The 20,414-nt window shown below is 44.7% G+C and carries 16 protein-coding genes; 2 read left to right on the top strand and 14 right to left on the bottom strand.

Annotated features, from left to right (window positions below):
* Positions 1-7: 7 nt before the first annotated feature.
* The 11 genes from BUB35_RS12000 to BUB35_RS11950 form a co-directional block, all read right to left on the bottom strand.
* A complete protein-coding gene (locus BUB35_RS12000; protein ID WP_072852062.1) occupies positions 8-3,475 on the bottom strand; it encodes a pyruvate carboxylase in 3,468 nt (1,155 codons plus the stop codon).
* Positions 3,476-3,614: 139 nt separating this feature from the next.
* Complete coding sequence (radA, locus tag BUB35_RS11995; protein WP_072852061.1) at positions 3,615-5,003, bottom strand: DNA repair protein RadA; 1,389 nt, start codon at positions 5,001-5,003, stop codon at positions 3,615-3,617.
* Positions 5,004-5,127: 124 nt separating this feature from the next.
* Entirely contained in the window at positions 5,128-5,541 is a 414-nt protein-coding gene (locus BUB35_RS11990; RefSeq protein WP_072852059.1) for an endosialidase, read from the bottom strand.
* Between the two features lie 151 nt (positions 5,542-5,692).
* The gene (locus BUB35_RS11985; protein WP_072852057.1) at positions 5,693-8,140 is read right to left on the bottom strand and encodes an ATP-dependent Clp protease ATP-binding subunit; all 2,448 of its coding nucleotides are present in this window, start codon (positions 8,138-8,140) and stop codon (positions 5,693-5,695) included.
* Between the two features lie 151 nt (positions 8,141-8,291).
* Positions 8,292-8,969, bottom strand: a complete 678-nt coding sequence (locus BUB35_RS11980) for an RluA family pseudouridine synthase (RefSeq protein WP_072852056.1) — start codon at positions 8,967-8,969, stop codon at positions 8,292-8,294.
* Between the two features lie 3 nt (positions 8,970-8,972).
* Entirely contained in the window at positions 8,973-11,036 is a 2,064-nt protein-coding gene (locus BUB35_RS11975) for a glycoside hydrolase family 13 protein (RefSeq protein ID WP_072852074.1), read from the bottom strand.
* A gap of 468 nt (positions 11,037-11,504) precedes the next feature.
* The gene (locus BUB35_RS11970; RefSeq protein WP_072852054.1) at positions 11,505-12,047 is read right to left on the bottom strand and encodes a hypothetical protein; all 543 of its coding nucleotides are present in this window, start codon (positions 12,045-12,047) and stop codon (positions 11,505-11,507) included.
* 64 nt (positions 12,048-12,111) lie between these two features.
* Positions 12,112-13,338 carry a 6-phosphofructokinase gene (locus BUB35_RS11965; protein WP_072852052.1) on the bottom strand — a complete coding sequence of 409 codons (1,227 nt, stop codon included), beginning with the start codon at positions 13,336-13,338 and terminating at the stop codon, positions 12,112-12,114.
* Positions 13,339-13,528: 190 nt separating this feature from the next.
* A complete protein-coding gene (locus BUB35_RS11960; protein WP_072852051.1) occupies positions 13,529-14,452 on the bottom strand; it encodes an AEC family transporter in 924 nt (307 codons plus the stop codon).
* 424 nt (positions 14,453-14,876) lie between these two features.
* Entirely contained in the window at positions 14,877-15,389 is a 513-nt protein-coding gene (locus BUB35_RS11955) for a ferritin (protein WP_072852049.1), read from the bottom strand.
* 23 nt (positions 15,390-15,412) lie between these two features.
* On the bottom strand, positions 15,413-16,333 hold the full coding sequence (locus tag BUB35_RS11950) for a hemolysin family protein (protein ID WP_072852048.1): 921 nt from the start codon (positions 16,331-16,333) through the stop codon (positions 15,413-15,415).
* Between the two features lie 235 nt (positions 16,334-16,568).
* Here BUB35_RS11950 and BUB35_RS11945 point away from each other — a divergent pair, with 235 nt between their 5' ends.
* On the top strand, positions 16,569-17,267 hold the full coding sequence (locus tag BUB35_RS11945) for a beta/alpha barrel domain-containing protein (protein ID WP_330391183.1): 699 nt from the start codon (positions 16,569-16,571) through the stop codon (positions 17,265-17,267).
* A gap of 116 nt (positions 17,268-17,383) precedes the next feature.
* On the opposite strand, the gene BUB35_RS11940 is transcribed toward BUB35_RS11945, so the two are convergent.
* Together BUB35_RS11940 and BUB35_RS19085 are read right to left on the bottom strand one after the other, a co-directional pair.
* Positions 17,384-18,622 carry a serine hydroxymethyltransferase gene (locus BUB35_RS11940; RefSeq protein WP_072852047.1) on the bottom strand — a complete coding sequence of 413 codons (1,239 nt, stop codon included), beginning with the start codon at positions 18,620-18,622 and terminating at the stop codon, positions 17,384-17,386.
* Between the two features lie 2 nt (positions 18,623-18,624).
* A complete protein-coding gene (locus BUB35_RS19085) occupies positions 18,625-18,795 on the bottom strand; it encodes a hypothetical protein (protein ID WP_159432890.1) in 171 nt (56 codons plus the stop codon).
* Positions 18,796-18,855: 60 nt separating this feature from the next.
* Between BUB35_RS19085 and BUB35_RS11935 the strand changes: the two genes are divergently transcribed.
* Entirely contained in the window at positions 18,856-19,962 is a 1,107-nt protein-coding gene (locus tag BUB35_RS11935) for a hypothetical protein (RefSeq protein WP_072852046.1), read from the top strand.
* A 171-nt stretch (positions 19,963-20,133) separates the two neighbouring features.
* Here the strand turns inward: BUB35_RS11935 and tnpA are convergent.
* A partial coding sequence (tnpA, locus tag BUB35_RS11930) for an IS200/IS605 family transposase (RefSeq protein WP_143158986.1) occupies positions 20,134-20,414 on the bottom strand: 281 nt, incomplete at its 5' end.

Genomic DNA, 20,414 nt, shown 5'->3' with positions numbered 1-20,414 from the left:
AGAAAAATTATTCTTCTTCTTTTGCGAAGGATACCAGCAGATCGCCCTGGCTGACTTTTTCGCCTTCCACAGCATAGATCTTGTCGATCACGCCATCTTCTTTTGCTACGATAGATGTTTCCATCTTCATTGCTTCGATGGTCAGCAGAGGCTGGTTCTTCTTCACTTCTTCGCCTTCTTTTACCAGAATCTTGCTGATGGTACCGGGGATAGAAGAACCCAGGTGGTAAGGGTTGTTCTTATCAGCTTTCAGTTTACCATCGCTCTTAACTTCCAGATGTTTATCCAGAACTTTTACTTCACGCATTACGCCGTTGATTTCGAATGTCAGCGCACGGAAACCTTCTGCATCGGGTTCGGACATATCGATGAATTTGATGATGATATCTTTACCTTCACCGATTTCAATTGAAGTTTCTTCCCCTTTTGCCAGACCGAAGAAGTATACATCACTAGTCAGTTTGGATACGTCTGTGTAGTATTCCCAATGGTCGCAATAATCATCATATACCTTTGGATACAGGGCATAGCTGATGACGTTTCTGGGGTTCACGTTTTTCATAACGTGTGCTTCTTTCAGATGCTTTGCAATGGCATCGAAATCCGCGGGAGGCAGCAGCGCACCTGCTCTGCCATCAATGGGTTTTCTGCCTTTCAGCACGATTTCCTGCAGTTCTTTGGGGAAACCGCCTTCAGGCTGACCGATATTCCCAATGAAGTAATCCACAACGGATTCAGGATAGGAAATATCTTTCCCTTCTGTCAGGATATTGTCTTTGTTCAGACCGTTTTTGGACATGAAGATTGCCATATCCCCTACAACCTTGGAGGAAGGTGTTACTTTTACGATGTTGCCCAGCAGTTCATTGGCTTCTTTATACAGATGTTTGATTTCTTCAAAGTTATCTGCGGAGCCCATGGATTTTACCTGTGCCAGCAAGTTGGAATACTGACCGCCGGGGATTTCGTATTTATAAATTTCTGTATTGGGTGTCTTCATTTCACTTTCGAAGCCAGTGAAGATCTGACGTACACCCTGATAGTAATGGCTCAGTTCAACCAGCTGATCAGGATCCAGACCGGTATCACGTTCTGTACCGCGCAGAGCTTCTACAACTGCGTTCATAGAAGGCTGGCTGGTCAGGGAGCTCATGGACTGGATTGCCAAGTCGGCAATATCTACGCCTGCTTCCGCAGCCATCAGTACGGTGCTGACACCGTTGCCTGTTGTGTCATGCGTATGCAGGTGCAGAGGAATATGCAGTTCCTGTTTCAGTGCTGTAAACAGTTCTTTTGCTGCATAAGGTTTCAGCAGACCTGCCATATCTTTGATTGCAAAAATGTGGCAGCCCATGTCTTCCAGTTCTTTTGCTTTGCGGATATAGTAATCCAGTGTATATTTTGTTTCCTTAGGATCCAGAATATCGCCAGTGTAGCAGATAGCACCTTCTACGATCTTGCCTGTTTTCAGTGCTTCTTCAACGGGCATCTTCATGTTTTCCAGCCAGTTCAAGCTGTCGAAGATACGGAATACGTCTACACCGCGTTCTGCGGAAACTTTGATAAATTCTCTTACAACGTTATCAGGATAGTTTGCGTAACCAACAGCGTTGGATGCACGCAGCAGCATCTGGATCAGTGTGTTGGGCATTGCTTCGGAAAGCTGCTGCAGTCTTCTCCAAGGAGATTCTGTCAGGAAACGATAAGCAACGTCGAATGTTGCGCCGCCCCATGCTTCTACGGAGAATGCGTTTGCCATTGCCATGTTGGTTGCGGGTGCTGCCACAATCAGGTCGTTTGTACGCAGACGTGTTGCCATCAGAGACTGGTGTGCGTCACGCATGGTGGTATCTGTTACCAGCAGGCGTTTTTCTTTCAGCAGGCTCTGTGTATAGTCTTTTGCGCCCATACGCAGGAATTTGTCTTTTGCGCCTTCTACAAAGATGGTTTTGCCATTTTTGTCCTGTCCGAAGGAAGGAGGCACAATGGGATCAAATTCGGGTTTGTGACCTCTAGATTCGTTAACGATTTTATTACCGATAAATTCTGCAATCTTAGTTGCTCTGTCTTTGCCCAGTACGATATGGAACAGTTCAGGTGTTTTTTCAATGAATGTTGTGGTACATTTACCAGCATTCCAAACATCACTCTGCAGTACGTTGATCAGGAAAGGAATGTTTGTTTTTACACCACGGATTCTGGTTTCTTTGATGGCACGAACAGCTTTTCTTGTTACGCCTTCAAATGTTCTGTCATGGGCGATGATTTTTACCAGCAAGCTGTCATAGTAAGGTGTGATTTCCGCACCTGTGTGAGCAGTACCGCCATCCAGACGGATACCATTGCCGGCAGGAGAACGGTATACACTGATTTTGCCTGTGTCAGGCAGGAAATTGTTGGCAGGGTCTTCTGTGGTGACACGCAGCTGAATGGCATAGCCATTGGAATGGATGTCATCCTGAGATTTGATGCCGATTTCAGGGGAATCCAGAGGATAACCTTCTTCAATCAGAATCTGTGCCTGCACGATATCAATACCCGTTACTTCTTCTGTTACGGTATGTTCTACCTGAATACGAGGGTTCATTTCGATGAAATAGTAGTTTTCGTCTGCATCCACCAAGAATTCCAGTGTACCAGCATTTTTGTATCCTACATGTTTGGACAGACGAACGGCATCTGCGAAGATTTTTTCTCTGACTGCATCGCTGACAGTGAAAGCGGGAGCAAATTCCACAACTTTCTGATGACGGCGCTGTACAGAACAGTCACGGTCAAAGAGATGCACAACGTTGCCGTATTTGTCACCCAGAACCTGAACTTCGATATGTTTGGGGTCACGGAGATATTTTTCAACGAAAATTTTATCGTCACCGAAGGCTTTTTTCGCTTCGTTTCTTGCTTCGTCAAATTCCTTGGGCATTTCTTCCGCACTGTTGACGATACGCATACCACGTCCGCCGCCGCCATTGCTGGCTTTCAACATAACGGGGTAGCCAACTCTTTCCGCTACTTCCATAACTTCATCCAGGCTTCTGATGGCATGGTCAACACCAGGGATAATAGGCACATTACATTCGATCGCCATCTGTTTAGAGGAGATCTTATCCCCCATAGAGTACATAACGTCCACATCAGGACCAATGAAAGCGATACCAGCCTGGTTACATGCTTCTACAAAAGCGGGGTTTTCGGAAAGGAAACCATAACCGGGGTGGATGGCGTCAACGCCTTTTGCCTTTGCAATGTTGATAATATTACGAATATCCAGATATGCGTCGATGGGACCCTTTTCAGGATTGAGCATATATGCTTCGTCTGTTTTGGTACGGAACAGAGAGTATTTATCTTCTTTGGAGAAAATACCTACTGTCTGAATACCCAGTTCATTCAGGGCACGGTACACACGGATGGCAATTTCGCCACGATTTGCAACCAGCACCTTTTTGAACTTTTTAATTTTTACTTCCTGCATGCTTATCATACCTCCTTTGTATATTCACTGAATCATCAGTCAAAATCTTGATTCCTTCAATGCCTATTGCTTTATTATAATATAGGTTTTTCCATTCGTAAACTATAAAAATACAATGAACGCCAGAAGATACAGAGAATCAATCACGCATTTTGCTGTAAAATTCTGTCAAAATTGCCATAACATCCTGCAAAAGACGACATTCAACCACTTCTGCATGCTGCAAAATCACCTGCCCTGCAGCGCCTTTTGCTACAATAATTTTTGCGTATCCCAGCCGATCAAGTTCCTTCAAACGGCTTTCCATGGCAGGTACCCGCTTCAATTCTCCCGTCAGCCCCACATCGGCAATGAACGCCCAATCCGGCGGGATGGGTCTGTTTTTCACAGAAGAAACAATGCTCATGAGCACTGCCAGATTGGCCGCCTGTTCTTTCAAAAACAAGCCGCCTGTGGTCTTGACTACCACGTTTTTATCATACAGCTTCACATTGCCTCGCTGTTCCAAAATGGAAAGAAGGGTATGAAGGGTATCTTTCTTCATGGTTTCGCTGATGCGGGAAGGATATGGTGTAAAGGACTGGGAAACCAGACTTTCCACTTCTGCCACAATGGGACGGGAGCCTTCCCGCAAAACTGTAACAGCACTGCCGGAAACCAGTTCATTCCTGTTGCGCTTGGTAATGAAATATTCTGATGGATTATCAATGGAACGCAGACCTTTTTCCGTCATGGCAAAAAAGCCCATTTCTCCAGTGCTGCCAAAACGGTTTTTCGTTGCCAAAAGTCCACGGAGCTCGTCTGCCCCTTCGCCTTCCAATACTAGAACCGTATCCACCAGATGTTCCAATGCACGCAGACCAGCAATCTCGTCATTTTTATTCATCTGCCCAATCATCAGCGCCGCTCGCTGTCTGCGTTTATCCTTTGCGCACTGCACCAATGCAGAAGCGCATTCCATGGTCTGGGTAGGATTACCAGCCCTTGCCGGATAAAATTCCGCCAGAGAGAATGTCTGGATACTGTCCAGAATGATCAAATCCGGGTCTACTTCCCCAACGGCAGATAATACGGCATCCATGGAAGTATCTGCCAAAATCCAGATATTATCCGCAATATCTCCCAGTATCCTGTCTGCTCGATTCTTGATCTGGCTATCACTTTCCTCCCCTGTGGCATATAACACACGATAGCCTGCATTTGCCAGTTGGTATGCCACCATCAGGCACAATGTGGATTTCCCACCGCCGGGAGGGGATGTCAAAATCGTTACAGAATCCCGAACGATGCCGCCGCCCATAACACGGTCAAACTCCCCAATGCCTGTCAGAAGGCGCTGACTTTTGCTGCTCTCCACTTCCTTCAAACGGGAAAGGGTCAGCTGTACGGGCTTTGTGCTGCTTTTTTCCTTTTTGGTTTCTTCCTGTTCAGAAAATGTGTTCCACTCTCCACATTCTGGGCATTTTCCCATCCATTTTGAGCTTTTATATCCACATTCACTGCAAATATACGATGTTTTTACTCTCATTCTTCCACCTCGACGATAACCTTTTCTGTTGTCATCACAAAAACAGACAGATAAACAAAAATCGATAAAGCCTTTTGCAAGACTCTATCGATTTTCTTTTCATCATGTACTGAAAAATCAGATTTTAGCCGATTTTTTCAATTTTTACAGGTGTTGCATTTTTCTGGATTTCTACAGAGAATGTCACTTTACCTGTCATATTTGTTTTCATTTTGCCAACGTTTACATCGTCAACCAGAATTTTGTATTCTGTTTCTGCTTCCAGTTCCAGTGTCAGCTGAACATCTTCTTCTGCTTCTACCAGGAAGGAAACGCCTCTTTCATCCTGTACAAAGTTCAGAACAGTTGCGCCGGGTACTGCTTCCAACAGCATTTTACCGTTCTTTTCCAGTTTTGTGATTTCTTTAAATGTTTTTACTTTATACAAATCGCCCTGCACTTCAAAGTCCAGCACTTTTTTCTTTTCATCCATCAGGTAGTTGCCGAAACTGATGCTGCCGTCATCTTCTTTTCTAATCAATTCCTCAATTACTGCCATGTTGCTTACCTCCCAAGCGTCCTTTCTTTATTTCCTTTTCCGAACAAGAATATGCACGGTAATGTTCCTGATAATATATCAGAATGATTATATCACAAAACCTGCCGCAGGTATATACCAAAATTCTGCTTTTTTCTATCTATTTGTTCGTTCATTTTACCACACGGAAGAGGAAGCCGTTTGTTTTTACACCAACAGAAACTTTATCCCCTGCTTTGAAGTTGCCCATGAGATATTCTTCTGCAAAAGCATCCTCAATGCGGGACTGGATAGCACGGCGAAGGGGTCTTGCGCCAAAGGCTTTGTCATAGCCTTCTTCTGCAATTTTTTCCAGTGCTTTATCCGTAAAAGTAACGGTAATGTCCATATTTTCCTTGATGCGTTTGGAAACGGTTTTGGTCATAAGTTTTACGATTTCCAGAATATCTTCCTGTGTCAGAGAATGGAATACAATCATATCATCAATACGGTTCAAGAATTCCGGTTTGAAGATATGGCGCACTTCTTCCATAACGTTTTTCTTCATGTTCTGATAACTCTGTTCTTCTGTTTCCATGCTGGTAAAGCCCACACGTTTTGGTTCTACAATGCTTCTTGCGCCGGCATTGGAAGTCATGATAATCACAGTGTTTTTGAAATCCACTTTTCTGCCCTGACCATCAGTGATATGACCATCGTCCAGCACCTGTAACAGTACATTGAATACATCAGGAGATGCTTTTTCGATTTCATCGAACAGGACTACAGAATAAGGATTCCGGCGGACTTTTTCACTAAGCTGACCGCCTTCTTCGTAGCCCACATAACCCGGTGGAGAACCTACCATACGGGATACGCTGTGTTTCTCCATATATTCGGACATGTCAATACGAATCATAGCATCTTCATCCCCAAAGAGGGCTTCTGCCAAAGCTTTGGACAATTCTGTTTTACCAACACCTGTAGGTCCTAAGAACAGGAAGGAACCGATGGGGCGGTTAGGGTCTTTCAAACCAACTCTGCCGCGGCGAATGGCTTTTGCCAACGCTTTTACAGCTTCCGACTGTCCAATGACACGCTGATGGAGTGTATCTTCCAGATGCAGAAGTCGCTGACTTTCTTCTTCCTGCAAACTCTGCAAAGGCACACCTGTCCAAACAGAAACCACTTCTGCCACTTCTTCTCTGGTGACTACCTGTGCCTGATTTTCATGGTTGTTTTCCCATTCTTTTTTGGCTTCTTTCCACTGAGCACGAAGGGCGTCCTGTGCCCGTTTGATTTCCGCAGCCTTTTCAAATTCTTCTGTCTTGATGGCTGCTTCTTTTTCTTTTTCCATTTCTGCCAGTTTTTCTTCCATTTCTGCCACATTATCCGGCGCGCTGAATGTTTTCAGACGCAGGCGGGAAGCAGCTTCGTCAATGAGGTCAATGGCTTTATCAGGCAGGAAACGGTCAGATACATATCTGGCAGAAAGTTTCACAGCCGCTTCGATGGCATCATCGGAAATGGTTACCTTATGGTGCATTTCATATTTATCACGCAAAGCCTTCAGCATTGCCACTGCTGCCTGTTCATCAGGTTCTTCCACTTTTACAGGCTGGAAACGACGTTCAAAAGCAGCGTCCTTTTCAATATGTTTCCGGTATTCTTCCAATGTGGTGGCACCAATGAGCTGGATCTCCCCACGGGAAAGAGCGGGCTTCAAAATATTGGATGCGTCAATAGCGCCTTCCGCAGCCCCTGCACCGATGATGGTATGAATTTCATCCACAAACAGAATGATATTGCCATCGGCTTTTACTTCATCCATGGCTTTTTTCATACGTTCTTCAAATTCCCCACGGTATTTGGAGCCAGCCACCATGGCAGACAAATCCAGACCAACGATTCTTTTATTTTTCAAAGTATCAGGCACATTGCCTTCAGCGATTTTCTGGGCAAGACCTTCCACAATGGCAGTTTTTCCGACACCGGGATCACCTACCAGACAAGGATTGTTTTTGGTACGACGGCTCAAAATCTGCACAATTCGTTCAATTTCCTTATCTCTGCCAACAATGGGATCAAATTTATTTTTCTTTGCCAGTGCCGTCATATCACGGCTGAATTTATCCAATGTTTCTGTGGCACTTTTTTCCTGTTTTTCCCCTTGGCTGTTCATGCCGCGGGCATTGCCGTTCTGGTCTTCCCCTTCTCCCAGCATATTCATGATGTCATCATACAAACGCTGGAGATTCAAATCCAGAGATACCATAATCCGTACAGCAATGTTGTCATTTTCTCGAATGAGGGCAATGAGGATATGTTCTGTACCTACATAACCAGTGCCCATGCGGAATGCTTCCTGCACGCTGCTTTCCACCACACGTTTTGCACGAGGTGTAAAGTCCGCAGGAATATAGTAAGCAGAGGTGCCCCCTGTCATAGACTGGATTTTGTCCATGACCTGATGATAGGTCACGCCCTGACTTTCCAGCGCCTTTGCGGCTACACTGTCGCTGACCAGCGTCAGTCCCAGCAAAATATGTTCTGTTCCTACATATTTATTACCCAGCTTCAAAGCAGCCTCCTGGGCTCTTTTCAGCACTTCCTGAGCTTTATTTGTAAATTTTCCTTGCATTGTCATTCACCGTCCTTTATTTTGTTAGCCAATCACCTTTGTGATTGCTAATTTTATGATGAAAATAAAAGAACATTGCTGTTCTTTTATCTGTTTCTCTATTTTCAAGAACATTATAATACACATTGCAAAAAAAAGCAAAACAACTTTTTTACAATTCTCCCAATTTTTCCGAAAAAAGCGAAAATGGCATATCACTTGGCAAAGAACGAATGGAAAAACCTTCTTTCTGTTTTTCCCATTTTCCCTCTAACTTCCATGACCACAAAGCCATATTGCCAACGCCTCTCATGGGCTGCAATGTATTATATTTTCTATCGCCCCAAATGGGTGCGCCGTGATGGGAAGTTTGGACACGAATCTGATGGTGCCGCCCTGTTTCCAGTGTGATTTCCACCAGAGAAAGGGGCTGTTCATTCCACATGGTTTCTGCAAGTACCTGATAGTGCAAAATAGCTTTCTTCGCGCCTTTTCTGGAAGCGGACACCACTTCTGACAGATTGGTTCTGGCGTTTTTGAAAAGATAATCTGTCCATGTACCGCTTTTTTCCTCCAACGTGCCCCAAAGGACAGTCAGATAAGACTTCCGCCAGCCGCCTGCCTGCATCATTTTGGAGAGAGCCGCTTCTGCCTGTTTTGTCTTGGCAAAAACCATAATCCCCCCAACAGGGCGATCCAGACGATGTACCAATCCCAATTCTTGTTTCATCTGGGCTGACAGCAGGGAAAGCAAATCCGCATCCCCTGTTCTGTCCGGCTGGGCAGGCATGCCCTGTGGTTTTTCCACAGCCACCATATCTCCATTTTCAAATAATATCCGCAAATCCATGCCTTACACTTCTTTCATCAATATACCGCTGTGTGGCGGCATTTCCAGCTGTATCATGCCATTTTCCACTGACAGCAGTTCTTTTTCTGTAAAAAAATCCATTTCTTTTGTCTTGAGCAAAACTTCCATTTTGCCGTAGGACTGCACACCAATCTGCCATACAGGCAAAGAAACCTGTACAGCTTCCTCTCGGTTGTTGCAGACAATCAGACAGCGTTCTTCTTCGCAGAAACGTCCGTATGCCAGAATACCATTTTCTGTATCCAACGCCTTCAAGGAGCCCTTCCGCAAAGCAATATGCGCTTTCCGCAAACCGATGAGTATTTTATGATACTGTACCAGTTCATCATCTTCCCGATTCCAAGGGAAAGGTCTGCGGTTATCCGGGTCTGTCCAGCCAGTTACACCAGCTTCATCCCCATAATATACCGTAGGTGCACCAGGCCATGTCATTTGCAGCAGCACCGCTTCCCGGAACACCGCTTTATTGACACCACGATTGGCTGCCTGTGCGCCATCTGTGTGAAGCCGTCCCGTTCTTCCGTTTGTTCTGGTCAGAAAACGGGAATGATCGTGGTTAGAAAGTTCATTCATGGCAACCCCTGCCGCCTGGGCAGGCATTCTGCCCATTTGATACCGAATGGTATCCCAGAAAACGGCGTTATTGTTTTTCAAATCCGGTCGGGATTCTGTACTATGTTTGGAAATACCTGTGAAATACCATGAAACTGGTTCCATGAAAGCATCATAGTTCATAACGCCATCCCATTGGTCACCTCTAAGCCATGCTTCCGCATCCCCGTAATGTTCCGCCAGAATCAGGGCTTCGGGATTGGCTTTTTTCACAGCGCTGCGGAAATCATGCCAGAATTTATGGTTAAATTCTTCGGATTTGCCCACATCTGCCGCTACGTCCAAACGCCAGCCGTCTGCGTTATAAGGGGGAGAAACCCATTTCTGCCCAATACGCATAATTTCCCAATACAGCGCAGAACAGTTCTCCATATTCAGCTTTGGATGGTTGGGATAATCCCACCAACCTTCGTAAGAGCCATCTTCTTTCCAATAAAAATAATCATAATAAGGGCTTTGTTTGCAGTAATAAGCGCCTTTTTTCTGATATTTATAAATTTCTTCCCGATCCAGCCATTTATGGAAGGCACCACAATGGTTGAATACACCATCCAGAATGACGCGCATGCCTCTTTTGTGGGCTTCTTCCACCAGACGAATAAAAAGCGCGTCACTTTCCATCAGATTCCGTTCACTGGTGGTTCTAGTAATATAGGCTTTTGCTTGACTATTTTTCTCACCGGGCTCCACCACTTTGTCATAATCCTCTACAATCACACCAAAGTGCGGGTCAACGTGGTCATAATCCTGAATGTCGTATTTATGACTGCTGGGGGAAACAAAAATGGGATTCAGATACAATACTTCCACACCCAAATTCTGCAAATAATCCATTTTCTGCAAAATCCCCTGCAAATCGCCGCCATAAAAATGGCAAAAATCGCCATCTTCCGGCTGCGCATACCAGTCTTTCACGCCCTGCACCTGATTTTCCAGATAGTTGTATTCCCCCGTTTTCACATCATTGGAAGGATCTCCGTTGCAAAAACGGTCTACAAAAATCTGGTACATGACTGCGCCTCGTGCCCAAGCAGGTGTCTGGAAATTCCGCAGCAACCGAAAATAGCCGTCCATGGGAAATTCCTGAGATACGCCGTTTCTTGTATAATAATAAGATGTTTCATTATATATGATCTGGAAAAAGTAGTTTGCCGCTTCTTCCGTCGGCGGCAGAACAACACGGTAACGGTCGAACACACGACCGTTTTCCACTCGTTCCATCAATAATCTTTTGTCATCTACACATAAGCATACTGCAGACGCATTATTGCGTCCGGTCAGTATGGAAATTTCCACAAAATCTTCGGCTGACGGTTCTGCCGGTTTCCGGAAGTTTTCCGATTCGTCACTGAACACAGCCTGTGGCAAAAACGCTTCCTTGCAAAGTCTGTATTTCTTTTTTACGCTTTGCACCAAGTCCAAATAATAATCCATATTTTCACCGTCCCTGCACCAATTATAATATGCCAGAAAATTCATGTCAAACACTGACTCTTTTTTCGGACAAAATGAAAATGAGCAACCTGCCGATGGCTGCTCATTTTCACAAAGAGAAGGTATTTCTTATTGGGATTGCGTCTTACCGCAATGTGAAAATATTGGGGAGTTTTCACAGTTGTTATTATAGCATGTGGGACATTAAATGTCTAGCCCATTTTTATAATTTTTTCAAAAAATTTTTCTTACAGATAATGAAAAACAAAGGATACTTTTTATCATTTTTTCAAAAATCCGTCTGTTGTCAAACATCCCTCCGTGATTTTGAATAAATAATTTCCATTTCACACTAAAATTTTATCATTCTTGTCAAAACACCATTATGCAGGAAATCCACTGTAATTGCACAAAATCCAGCATTTCCCGCTTATTTTATGCTTTTTTCCTTCTCTTTATTTATGGAAATCAACTCATATAATCCGCTAAAACTCTGGCAAGATTATCTTCCCCCAATATCCGTACACCTTCTTGAATCTGCTGACGTTCTATCTCCGGCAATACAGATAAAGGCACATCTGTACATTCATATAATGTTATTTTCCCATCGGCATCCTCTCGAAAGACAGCCAGCATGCCATCCTGTTCACCCAACAGAAAACTTTCGTCACTGCGCCCTTCCACTGTGCTGCGTAAAATCACTTTATCCGGTGAAAAGAAAACCACCTGCCATCCATCATAAATACTGCGCACCTGTGCCAGATTCAAACCCAACAGATAATTCTGCACAGGTTCCACCTGTTCTGCAGTTCTCTGATCTTCCGTATAGTAATACTGATACACGATTTCCGCATTTTCCCCAATGACCGCTTCTTCTTTTGCAACGGGTTCTGTCTGTTCTATATGTTCTTCCTGTACTTCAGGCTCCTGTATTCTTTGGATATATAAATATCCTGCCGCTGTGCAGGAGAGAAAAACAAGAACAGCCAAAAGCGCAATCCCTCTTTTCATACCTACCACCTCGATGAAAAGTATGGACGACTTTTGGCTGATTTATACATTTTTTTGCTATGGATTAGGAAAGATGGAAATGCACAGGCACACCATTTTCATAAGCACAGGGAATTTCGCCCTGAATCAATGGAATGAGGTAATCCATCATTTCCTGTGTGATGTCATTGCCTTCTTCATTGATCCATTCATCGGGCACCTTTTTCACACGATTGAGCACCTGATCCACAGGAATGAAGAACACTTCCGATGCATAAGGCGCCTCAGAAACTCTGCGCAGGCAAGCCATTTCGCCGCTGCCGCCTTCCAGTGCATAACGCACAGCTTCCCGTCCCATGGTGCACGCTTCCTGAATATCTGTTGCACTTGCCACATGGGATGCGCAGCGCTGCATGAGATTCAGTTCCACACTGCGGACTTTGCAGCCGATTTCCTGACGCAGGATTTCCTCTAAGAAACGGGAAACCCCTGCCAGAATCCGATGACCGAATTCATCTTCCACACGATTCTGGAGGCTGTCAGTCAGATAAGCTCCTTCTTCATTGCGCAGACCTTCGCTGACTGCCACAATGACAGAGCGTTTTTCCATCATCTTTTCACGCACGTCAAAGAGGAACTGTTCTACGGAAAAAGGACGTTCACTCAGATAAATCAAGTCTGGTGCCGCATCTCCGTTCAGTCTTGCCAGCGCAGAAGAAGCTGTCAGCCAGCCTGTATCCTGCCCCATGATTTCCACCACTGTAATGGAAGGCAAAGCATATACATTGCAGTCGCAGGCAATTTCTGTCAATGTGGTACCGATATATTTTGCAGCGGAACCAAAACCGGGAGAATGGTCTGTTTCCGGCAGATCGTTTTCAATGGCTTTTGGCACACCAATGATTTTGATGTCATTGATATGATGGTTCCGGCAGTATTCGGATAATTTATGCACCGTATCCATGGAGTCACTGCCGCCGATGTACATAAAATAACCGATATTATATTTTCTGAAAATGCTGATTGCCTTTTCATACTCAAAGGCATTTTCTTCCCATGGAGATAATTTCATATGGCAGGAACCCAATGCGGAAGATGGTGTCTGGCAAAGAAGCTGACGGGCGCTTTCATCCGCCAACAATTCTGTCAGGTCCACAAACCGTTCAGACAACATTCCCATGATCCCGTTTTTCACGCCATATATTTTCTCAATCTCCGGATGCTCCAATCCCATTTCCACCACACCGCAAAGAGTGGCATTGATCGCAGCTGAAGGACCGCCTGATTGGGCTACCAGCAAGTTTTTTTTCATGTTTGTTCCGCCTTTCTGTTGCTCATTGCATTTGCTATGCGTATTCGCTATGGTACATTATAAATAGAATTCCCAAAAGATACAATAGCGAATTTTCCCGAAGTTTTTTTACCCATACAATTTTGAAAAATATTCTTCATACCAACCAAAAGAAAAAGCCGCTCTTTCCAGGAAAAAGCGACTTTCAAAATCATCCGAAAATCACGGACAAAATGGTAAAAGCAATGATGGATAATATGGTATAAAGTGAAATGGTCGTTGATGTATACACCTTGTCTTTTTCTCTGACAGCATACAGAGGGCTCATAAAACAAGGCGGCATAAATGCATACAGGAACACCGCAATCTTCATTTCCTGTTCTGCCACAAAATTCCGCAGTACAAACCACACGCCCATCAAAAGCACCCCTTGCAGCACCAGACGAATGGCAGCAGATTTCCCCGCAGAAGAAAGTACCCGATGATCCAGTTTCAAATCATAACCAACACACAGCAGAATCAATGCGGAAACGGGTGTTGTAATCATGGAAATCAAAGAAGAATATACATCCCCCACCCGACTTCCTGCAATCTTCGGCAATATGCCTGTAACGCCCAGCAAAATACCAAGTACAACCCCGTACATGGCTGGTGCACGCAGTACTGTGGAAAGCAGCTGTCCGCCGCCACTTCTCCCTTTGCCTGTGGCAGTAATCAATGCCAGATAAACAGTAAATGTAAAAATGCAGTTTGCCATATCCAAAGCAGCAATATTGGAGAGCATTTCTGAGCCGCACAACGCTATATACAATGGATATGCCATCATACCGCCCTCAAAAGTCGCTGTCAGAAAAGGCAGATATCTGCCCTGACTGCCGCCGACCAAAGGTCGCAGCAGATAGCCGGCGCCTGTAGCAATGAAAAGCTGTACCAGCATCACAGCCAACAGCAGCAGTGTTACCTTGTTATACTCTGCCATCCCCAATGCGTCTACCAGAACAACAGGCAGCATGATATTGGTTGCTACCAATTTAATGCCATCCATACCGGCACGGCTAATCCAGCCAAAACGATTGGCAGCCATACCAAGCCCAAGCATACAGAATACCGGCAGAACAATAGCCAATACATTCATATTCCTTCCCCCTTTTTCCCTATTGACCTCAGTATACCGCAAATCAAAAAGGGGAACAAGAGAGAACGGGGAAATATGCACAGAAAAAAAGACAACTTCCATAAAACAACTTCCACTTCAGAAAACATCGCTTTTCCTTGATTTCTTAAGAGAATTGTGACAGCTGTCTTTGGAAGAAAAAATTTTGCTAAAAATAAGAAAGCCGAAAGCCTCTATATAACAAGGATTTCAGCTTTCTTCGTTTTTTATGAGGATGCCCCTAAAGCAGATTCCCCTGAAAAAGCATCTCTTTTTCTCAATTTCTCGCCTTCCAAAAGAATAATCCTATAAAAAATGGCTGGAACCCTTACAATACAAAGGATTTCAGCCATTTTGATTTCTTTATGAAGCAGCCCCTAAGAGGCTTTCTCTTTTTCGCTGAGAATTACAGTGTCAGTGTAGGTGCAGCGTAAACTCTTGCTGCCATTTCGGAATCCAGCAGATACAGTGCTTTGGGATCTGTACCGAACAGTTCCATTTTTGTGATCAGGTCGTTTGCGTTTGTTTCTTCTTCGCCCTGCTCTTTTACAAACCAATCCAGGAACTGCATGGTACGGAAGTCATTTACTTCCTGTGCAGCTGCATAGATGTTGTGAATCAGGCTTGTTACATAAACTTCATGTTCCAGACCAGCTTTCAGAGGGTCCATCAGGCTGTTCAGAGGCACATCGGGTTTGCCGATCGCTTCCAGTGTAACAGTTGCGTTGTTGTTATGCAGGTACTGATAGAACAGCAGAGCGTGGTCGCGTTCTTCCTGTGCCTGGATTTTATACCAGTTTGCAAAACCTGCCAGACCTTTAGATTCATAATAGTTCGCAAAATCCAGATACAGATATGCAGAATAGAATTCTTTGTTAACCTGTTCATTAATGAGCTGCGCTACTTTTTCATTTAACATAATCCTTTTCCTCCTTGATGTTCTTATGCTTCATCCTCTGCGGCATCCTCTGCCTCTTCTAAGGCTTCCGGCTGCCGCAAAGCATAAACTTTTTCAATGCGTTTTTCTTCAAACTGTTTGATTTGGAACAGCCAGCCGCCCACAGCAATTTCCGGCATTTCATCATCTTCCGGAATTCTGCCCAGACGACCGATCAGATAACCGCCTAATGTGTCATAATCCTCGTCATCTTCAAAGACGATGCCAAGCTGTTCTGCAACATCCTGCAGATCTGCTTTCCCGCTGATGGAATAGCTATTTTCATCAATGGGACAAATGTCTTCCTCTTCTTCCAGATCGTATTCATCAAAGATATTCCCAACAATTTCTTCCATGACGTCTTCCATGGTAACGATACCGGACGTGCCACCGTATTCGTCAATGACGATTGCCATGTGCACTTTTTCCCGCTGCATTTCCTCAATGAGCTCGTCCGTTTTCTTGGAAAAGGGCACAAAATAAGGCTGCATCATGATGTCCTCCAGATGGAAATTGCCTTCCTCCATTCTGGTAGAATCGGTCAGAATATACTTGACCAGATCCTTCACATGGAATACGCCTACAATATTGTCGATATTGTCTTCATAGACCACAATACGGGAATACTTTTCCTCCATCAGCACTTCCTTAATTTCTGCCAGTGTGGCTTCCAGAGGCACCGCAACGATATCTGTACGGTGTGTGGCAATTTCTTCCACAGACGTATTGCTCAGCTCAAAAATATTGTTGATCATCTCTTTTTCTGATTCATCAATGGAGCCGTTGCTGCCGCCTGCATCTACCATCTGGCGAATGCCTTCTTCTGTTACCGCGTGCTGCGCATGCTTTTTCTGCAAAAGCATGATCTTCGCAATCAGCACGATATTCAATACAACGGAAACGCCTAGACCAATTATGGTTTCCAAAAATAATCTCCCTCCAAAATGTCAAAGTTTACATATTTACACTTCAAAGTTTATCCCGAAACCCCCTCTATGTCAAGTTTTTTCCGCCCCTCTCCCCAGTCCCCTGCCGCTTCTAAGAAGAACATTTCTCCCTTTTGCCCATGCTTGACAAACAAAAAAAATCGTTATATTCTGTTACTGTAATTCTTATGTAAACACTTTTTGAAACTAAATCAGATATAAAGGAGTGAGTGAATTGGCAGAAAAAAAACCACCTCGCATTGATACCAGACTGCGGAAGCATATCGTTACCATGCCGGAAGAAATCTGGGCAGCCAGCGGCATTGTTATTTGGGGCAGACGCATCAAATCCCTTGTCTTTTCTACGGATATTGCCATCATCCGTAACTGTAACGCTGACGCTGTGTTGGCAGTATATCCCTTTACGCCTCAGCAGGTCATTACCAATTCAATTATCACCGCGTCTAGCATTCCTGTTTTTGCAGGCGTAGGCGGCGGTACAACCACTGGCCCTCGTGTAGTCATGCTGGCAAAAGACGCGGAAGCTCTTGGTGCTATGGCCGTTGTGGTAAATGCGCCCACCACCAATGAAGTCATTCATGAAATCAGTAAAATCGTTGATATTCCTGTTGTCATCACAGTTCTGGATGAAAATACCGACATTGATGCCAGAATTGCGGCAGGCGCAGGCATCCTGAATATTTCCGCTGCTGGAAAGACACCAGAAGTCGTTGCAAAAATTCGTGAAAAATACCCTGAAATTCCGATTATTGCTACTGGCGGTCCCACCAGAGAGAGTATCAAACGCACCATTGAAGCAGGCGCAAATGCCATCAGCTTCACACCACCTACGGCAATGGATTTGTTCCATGGCTTAATGTCCAGATATCGTTCCGAACACGAATCCAGAACAAAAGAACAGACAAAAGAATAAACAAAAGAATAAACAAAAGAATAAACAAAAGAATAAACAAAAGAATAAACAAAAGAAAGGTGAAACCTCTTATAAAAGAAGTTTCACCTTTCTTTTGTTCAAAATATCATCACTGCTTAATCTTCATAAATGGGGAAACGGTCAGTCAGCGCACGCACTCTCTTAGCCGCTTCTTCTTTGGTACCTTCGTAATCCTTCAGTACCATTGCTATGATTTCCGCAATTTCTTCCATTTCCGCTTCTTTCATACCGCGGGAAGTTACAGCAGGTGTGCCAACACGGATACCGCTTGTGACAAAAGGAGACTGAGGGTCATCGGGAATGGTATTTTTATTGACTGTGATTGCCACTGCATCCAGCACTTTTTCCGCATCCTTACCTGTGATATTCAAAGAACGCAGATCCAGCAGCATCAGATGGTTGTCCGTTCCGCCAGAAACCAAATCCACACCATGTTTCTGCAGCGCAGCCGCCATAGCTTTTGCGTTTTTCACAACCTGTCCGATATATTCTTTGTAAGCAGGCTGCAATGCTTCCTGGAAACAAACGGCTTTAGACGCGATAATGTGCATCAAAGGACCACCCTGAATACCGGGGAAAATAGCCTTATCAATCTTCTGGGCATACTCTGCTTTGCACATAATCATACCGCCTCTGGGACCACGCAGTGTCTTATGGGTAGTGGTTGTCACAAAATCCGCATAAGGCACGGGAGAAGGATGGTATCCAGCGGCAACCAGTCCTGCAATGTGGGCAATATCTACCATAAAATATGCCCCAACTTCTTTTGCCACATCACTCATATATTTGAAGTCGATGGTTCTGGCATAAGCACTGGCACCTGCCACAATCATTTTGGGCTTCACTTCCAGAGCTGTTTTGCGGAAAGCTTCATAATCAATATACCCTTCATGGTTCACGCCATAAGGTACAAAGTGGAAGTATTTCCCGGACATATTGACGGGACTACCGTGCGTCAGATGACCGCCATGATCCAGATTCATCCCCATAACCGTATCCCCTGGTTCCAGCATAGCAAAATATACTGCCTGGTTTGCCTGAGAACCGCTGTGAGGTTGTACGTTTACATGATCGCAGCCGAAAAGTTCTTTGGCACGTTCTTTCGCCAGATTTTCCACAATATCCACTTTTTCACATCCGCCATAGTAGCGTTTTGCAGGATAACCCTCTGCGTACTTATTGGTCAAAGGGGTTCCCATTGTATACATGACTGCTTTGGAAACAATGTTTTCAGAAGCAATGAGTTCAATATTATGCTGTTGTCTTTCCAGTTCCGCAACAATGGCATCCGCCACTGCGCCATCAATTTTTCGAATCTCGCTAAAATCTAACATCGTCATCTCCTCCTTGGAATTTGCTGTTTTTTGTCATTTTCAGATGTAAAGCTCCTTTTTCTATGAGTTACAGTTATTATAACACCTTTTTTACAAAAAAACTCACCAAATCCACTACAGAAAAACAAATGTTTTTCTACAGCATATTTTTTATGCCTGTTAAATGCACCCATTTCACACAGCCACATAGTATATAAAAGAATCCAATCACAATATCCAAAGGAGGCTGTCTTATGGGAGCTTTTGAATTTGAAAACAATGCAGAAATCACTGCAAGATGCTGTGGCTGCAACAGCAACAGCAACCAGAACGAAGCCTGCATCATCGCACAGAAAATCTTCGACCAGTGCAGAGTTCAGAAATGTCTGAGTCCTGACATTTTGGGTCCTGCAAGAAGTGTTTGCGGCGGCATGAATGGCTGCAACGACATGATGTGCGACGGCGACATCATCATTCCCCCCGTCAATGCAGCAACTGTTACCATGCACAATCCGGAACTGAGCAGAATCGACATTCTGCGCAAATGCCCCAACACTTTCCGGGAAGGCTGCTGGGATCTGGAACTGCGGTATGTGTTTGACTACACACTGGAATTCCGCAGAGCTGACGGCTGCCCCATCGGCTGCACAGATGCTACCAGTTCCTACACACTGAAAGTGACACTGTTTGGTTCCACAGAATCTGACGTCACCACAGTGTCCGATTTGTTTGACTGCTGCGGCAATTCCCACGGCGGACCTTTTGTAACAGCAGAAGGGAAAGCCGTTGGTCTGGCAGCAGAATTGAAATACCCCGGCTGTGGATGCAGCGGCAACTGCTGCAATAACTGCGGATGCAATAATTGTGGATGCGGCAACTGCGGTTCCAACAACTGTGGCTGCAACAACTGCGGATGTGACAATGGCGACGCTTCCATGGGCGCACCCATTGCCGTTAATGTCACATTAGGTCTGTTCACCATCATCAAACTGTTCCGTACCGTAAATATGCTGGTACACAGCTTTGGCAACTGCGTGCCCGAACCTTGCAGCATTTCCACAAACGGAGATGTAGATCCTTGCCGCAACTTCGACCGGGTACCTTTCCCTCTGGATCTGTTCTCTCCTTCCACACAGCCCCGCTCCTGCTGCGGTTTCGGTGACACATACGGCTCCGCAAGCTGTCGGGAAGAATGCAGCTGCAATGACAGCTGTGATTCCGGCTGTGGTTCCAACTCCCGCAGTGGCTGTGGCAATTCCTGCGGTAACAGCTGCGGCTCTAACTCCTGCGGCTCCAATTCCTGCGGCAGCAACCGCAACTCCAATTCCTGCGGCAACAGCAATAACTGCTGCAGAAGATAACACACATCCACACAATAAAACCTCCCCCTCATTGATATCATAATCAGGACCACCGGCTTAGCCGGTGGTTTGCTCTGCCCCTAGAAGGGGCTATTATCAGCTGCGCTTGCAAGCGCATTGAAAGTCCGCCAAGTGCTCTACTTTCTCAACTGCCGCCCTTGGCGGCTATTTTTATTTGTTCCCTTTTACTTTTTCACCCGTGAACGGGTCAATGTACTCACTTAAACTTATTTGATCCGCCATCCAATCTTCTTTTAACTGATTATTGATATATTCCCGGATCTTTTTTGTATTCTTTCCTACTGTATCAACATAATATCCTCTGCACCAAAATGTTCTATTTCCATATTTGTATTTTAAATTTGCGTGCCTGTCAAAAATAATTAAAGAACTTTTCCCTTTCAAATATCCAACTATTTCTGATACGCTGTATTTGGGCGGTATGCGAATCA

Source organism: Anaerotignum lactatifermentans DSM 14214, assembly GCF_900142265.1.
Taxonomy (GTDB): domain Bacteria; phylum Bacillota; class Clostridia; order Lachnospirales; family Anaerotignaceae; genus Anaerotignum; species Anaerotignum lactatifermentans.
The sequence above is the reverse complement of the archived record's forward strand: the minus strand, read 5'-3'. Positions and strand labels throughout refer to the sequence as shown.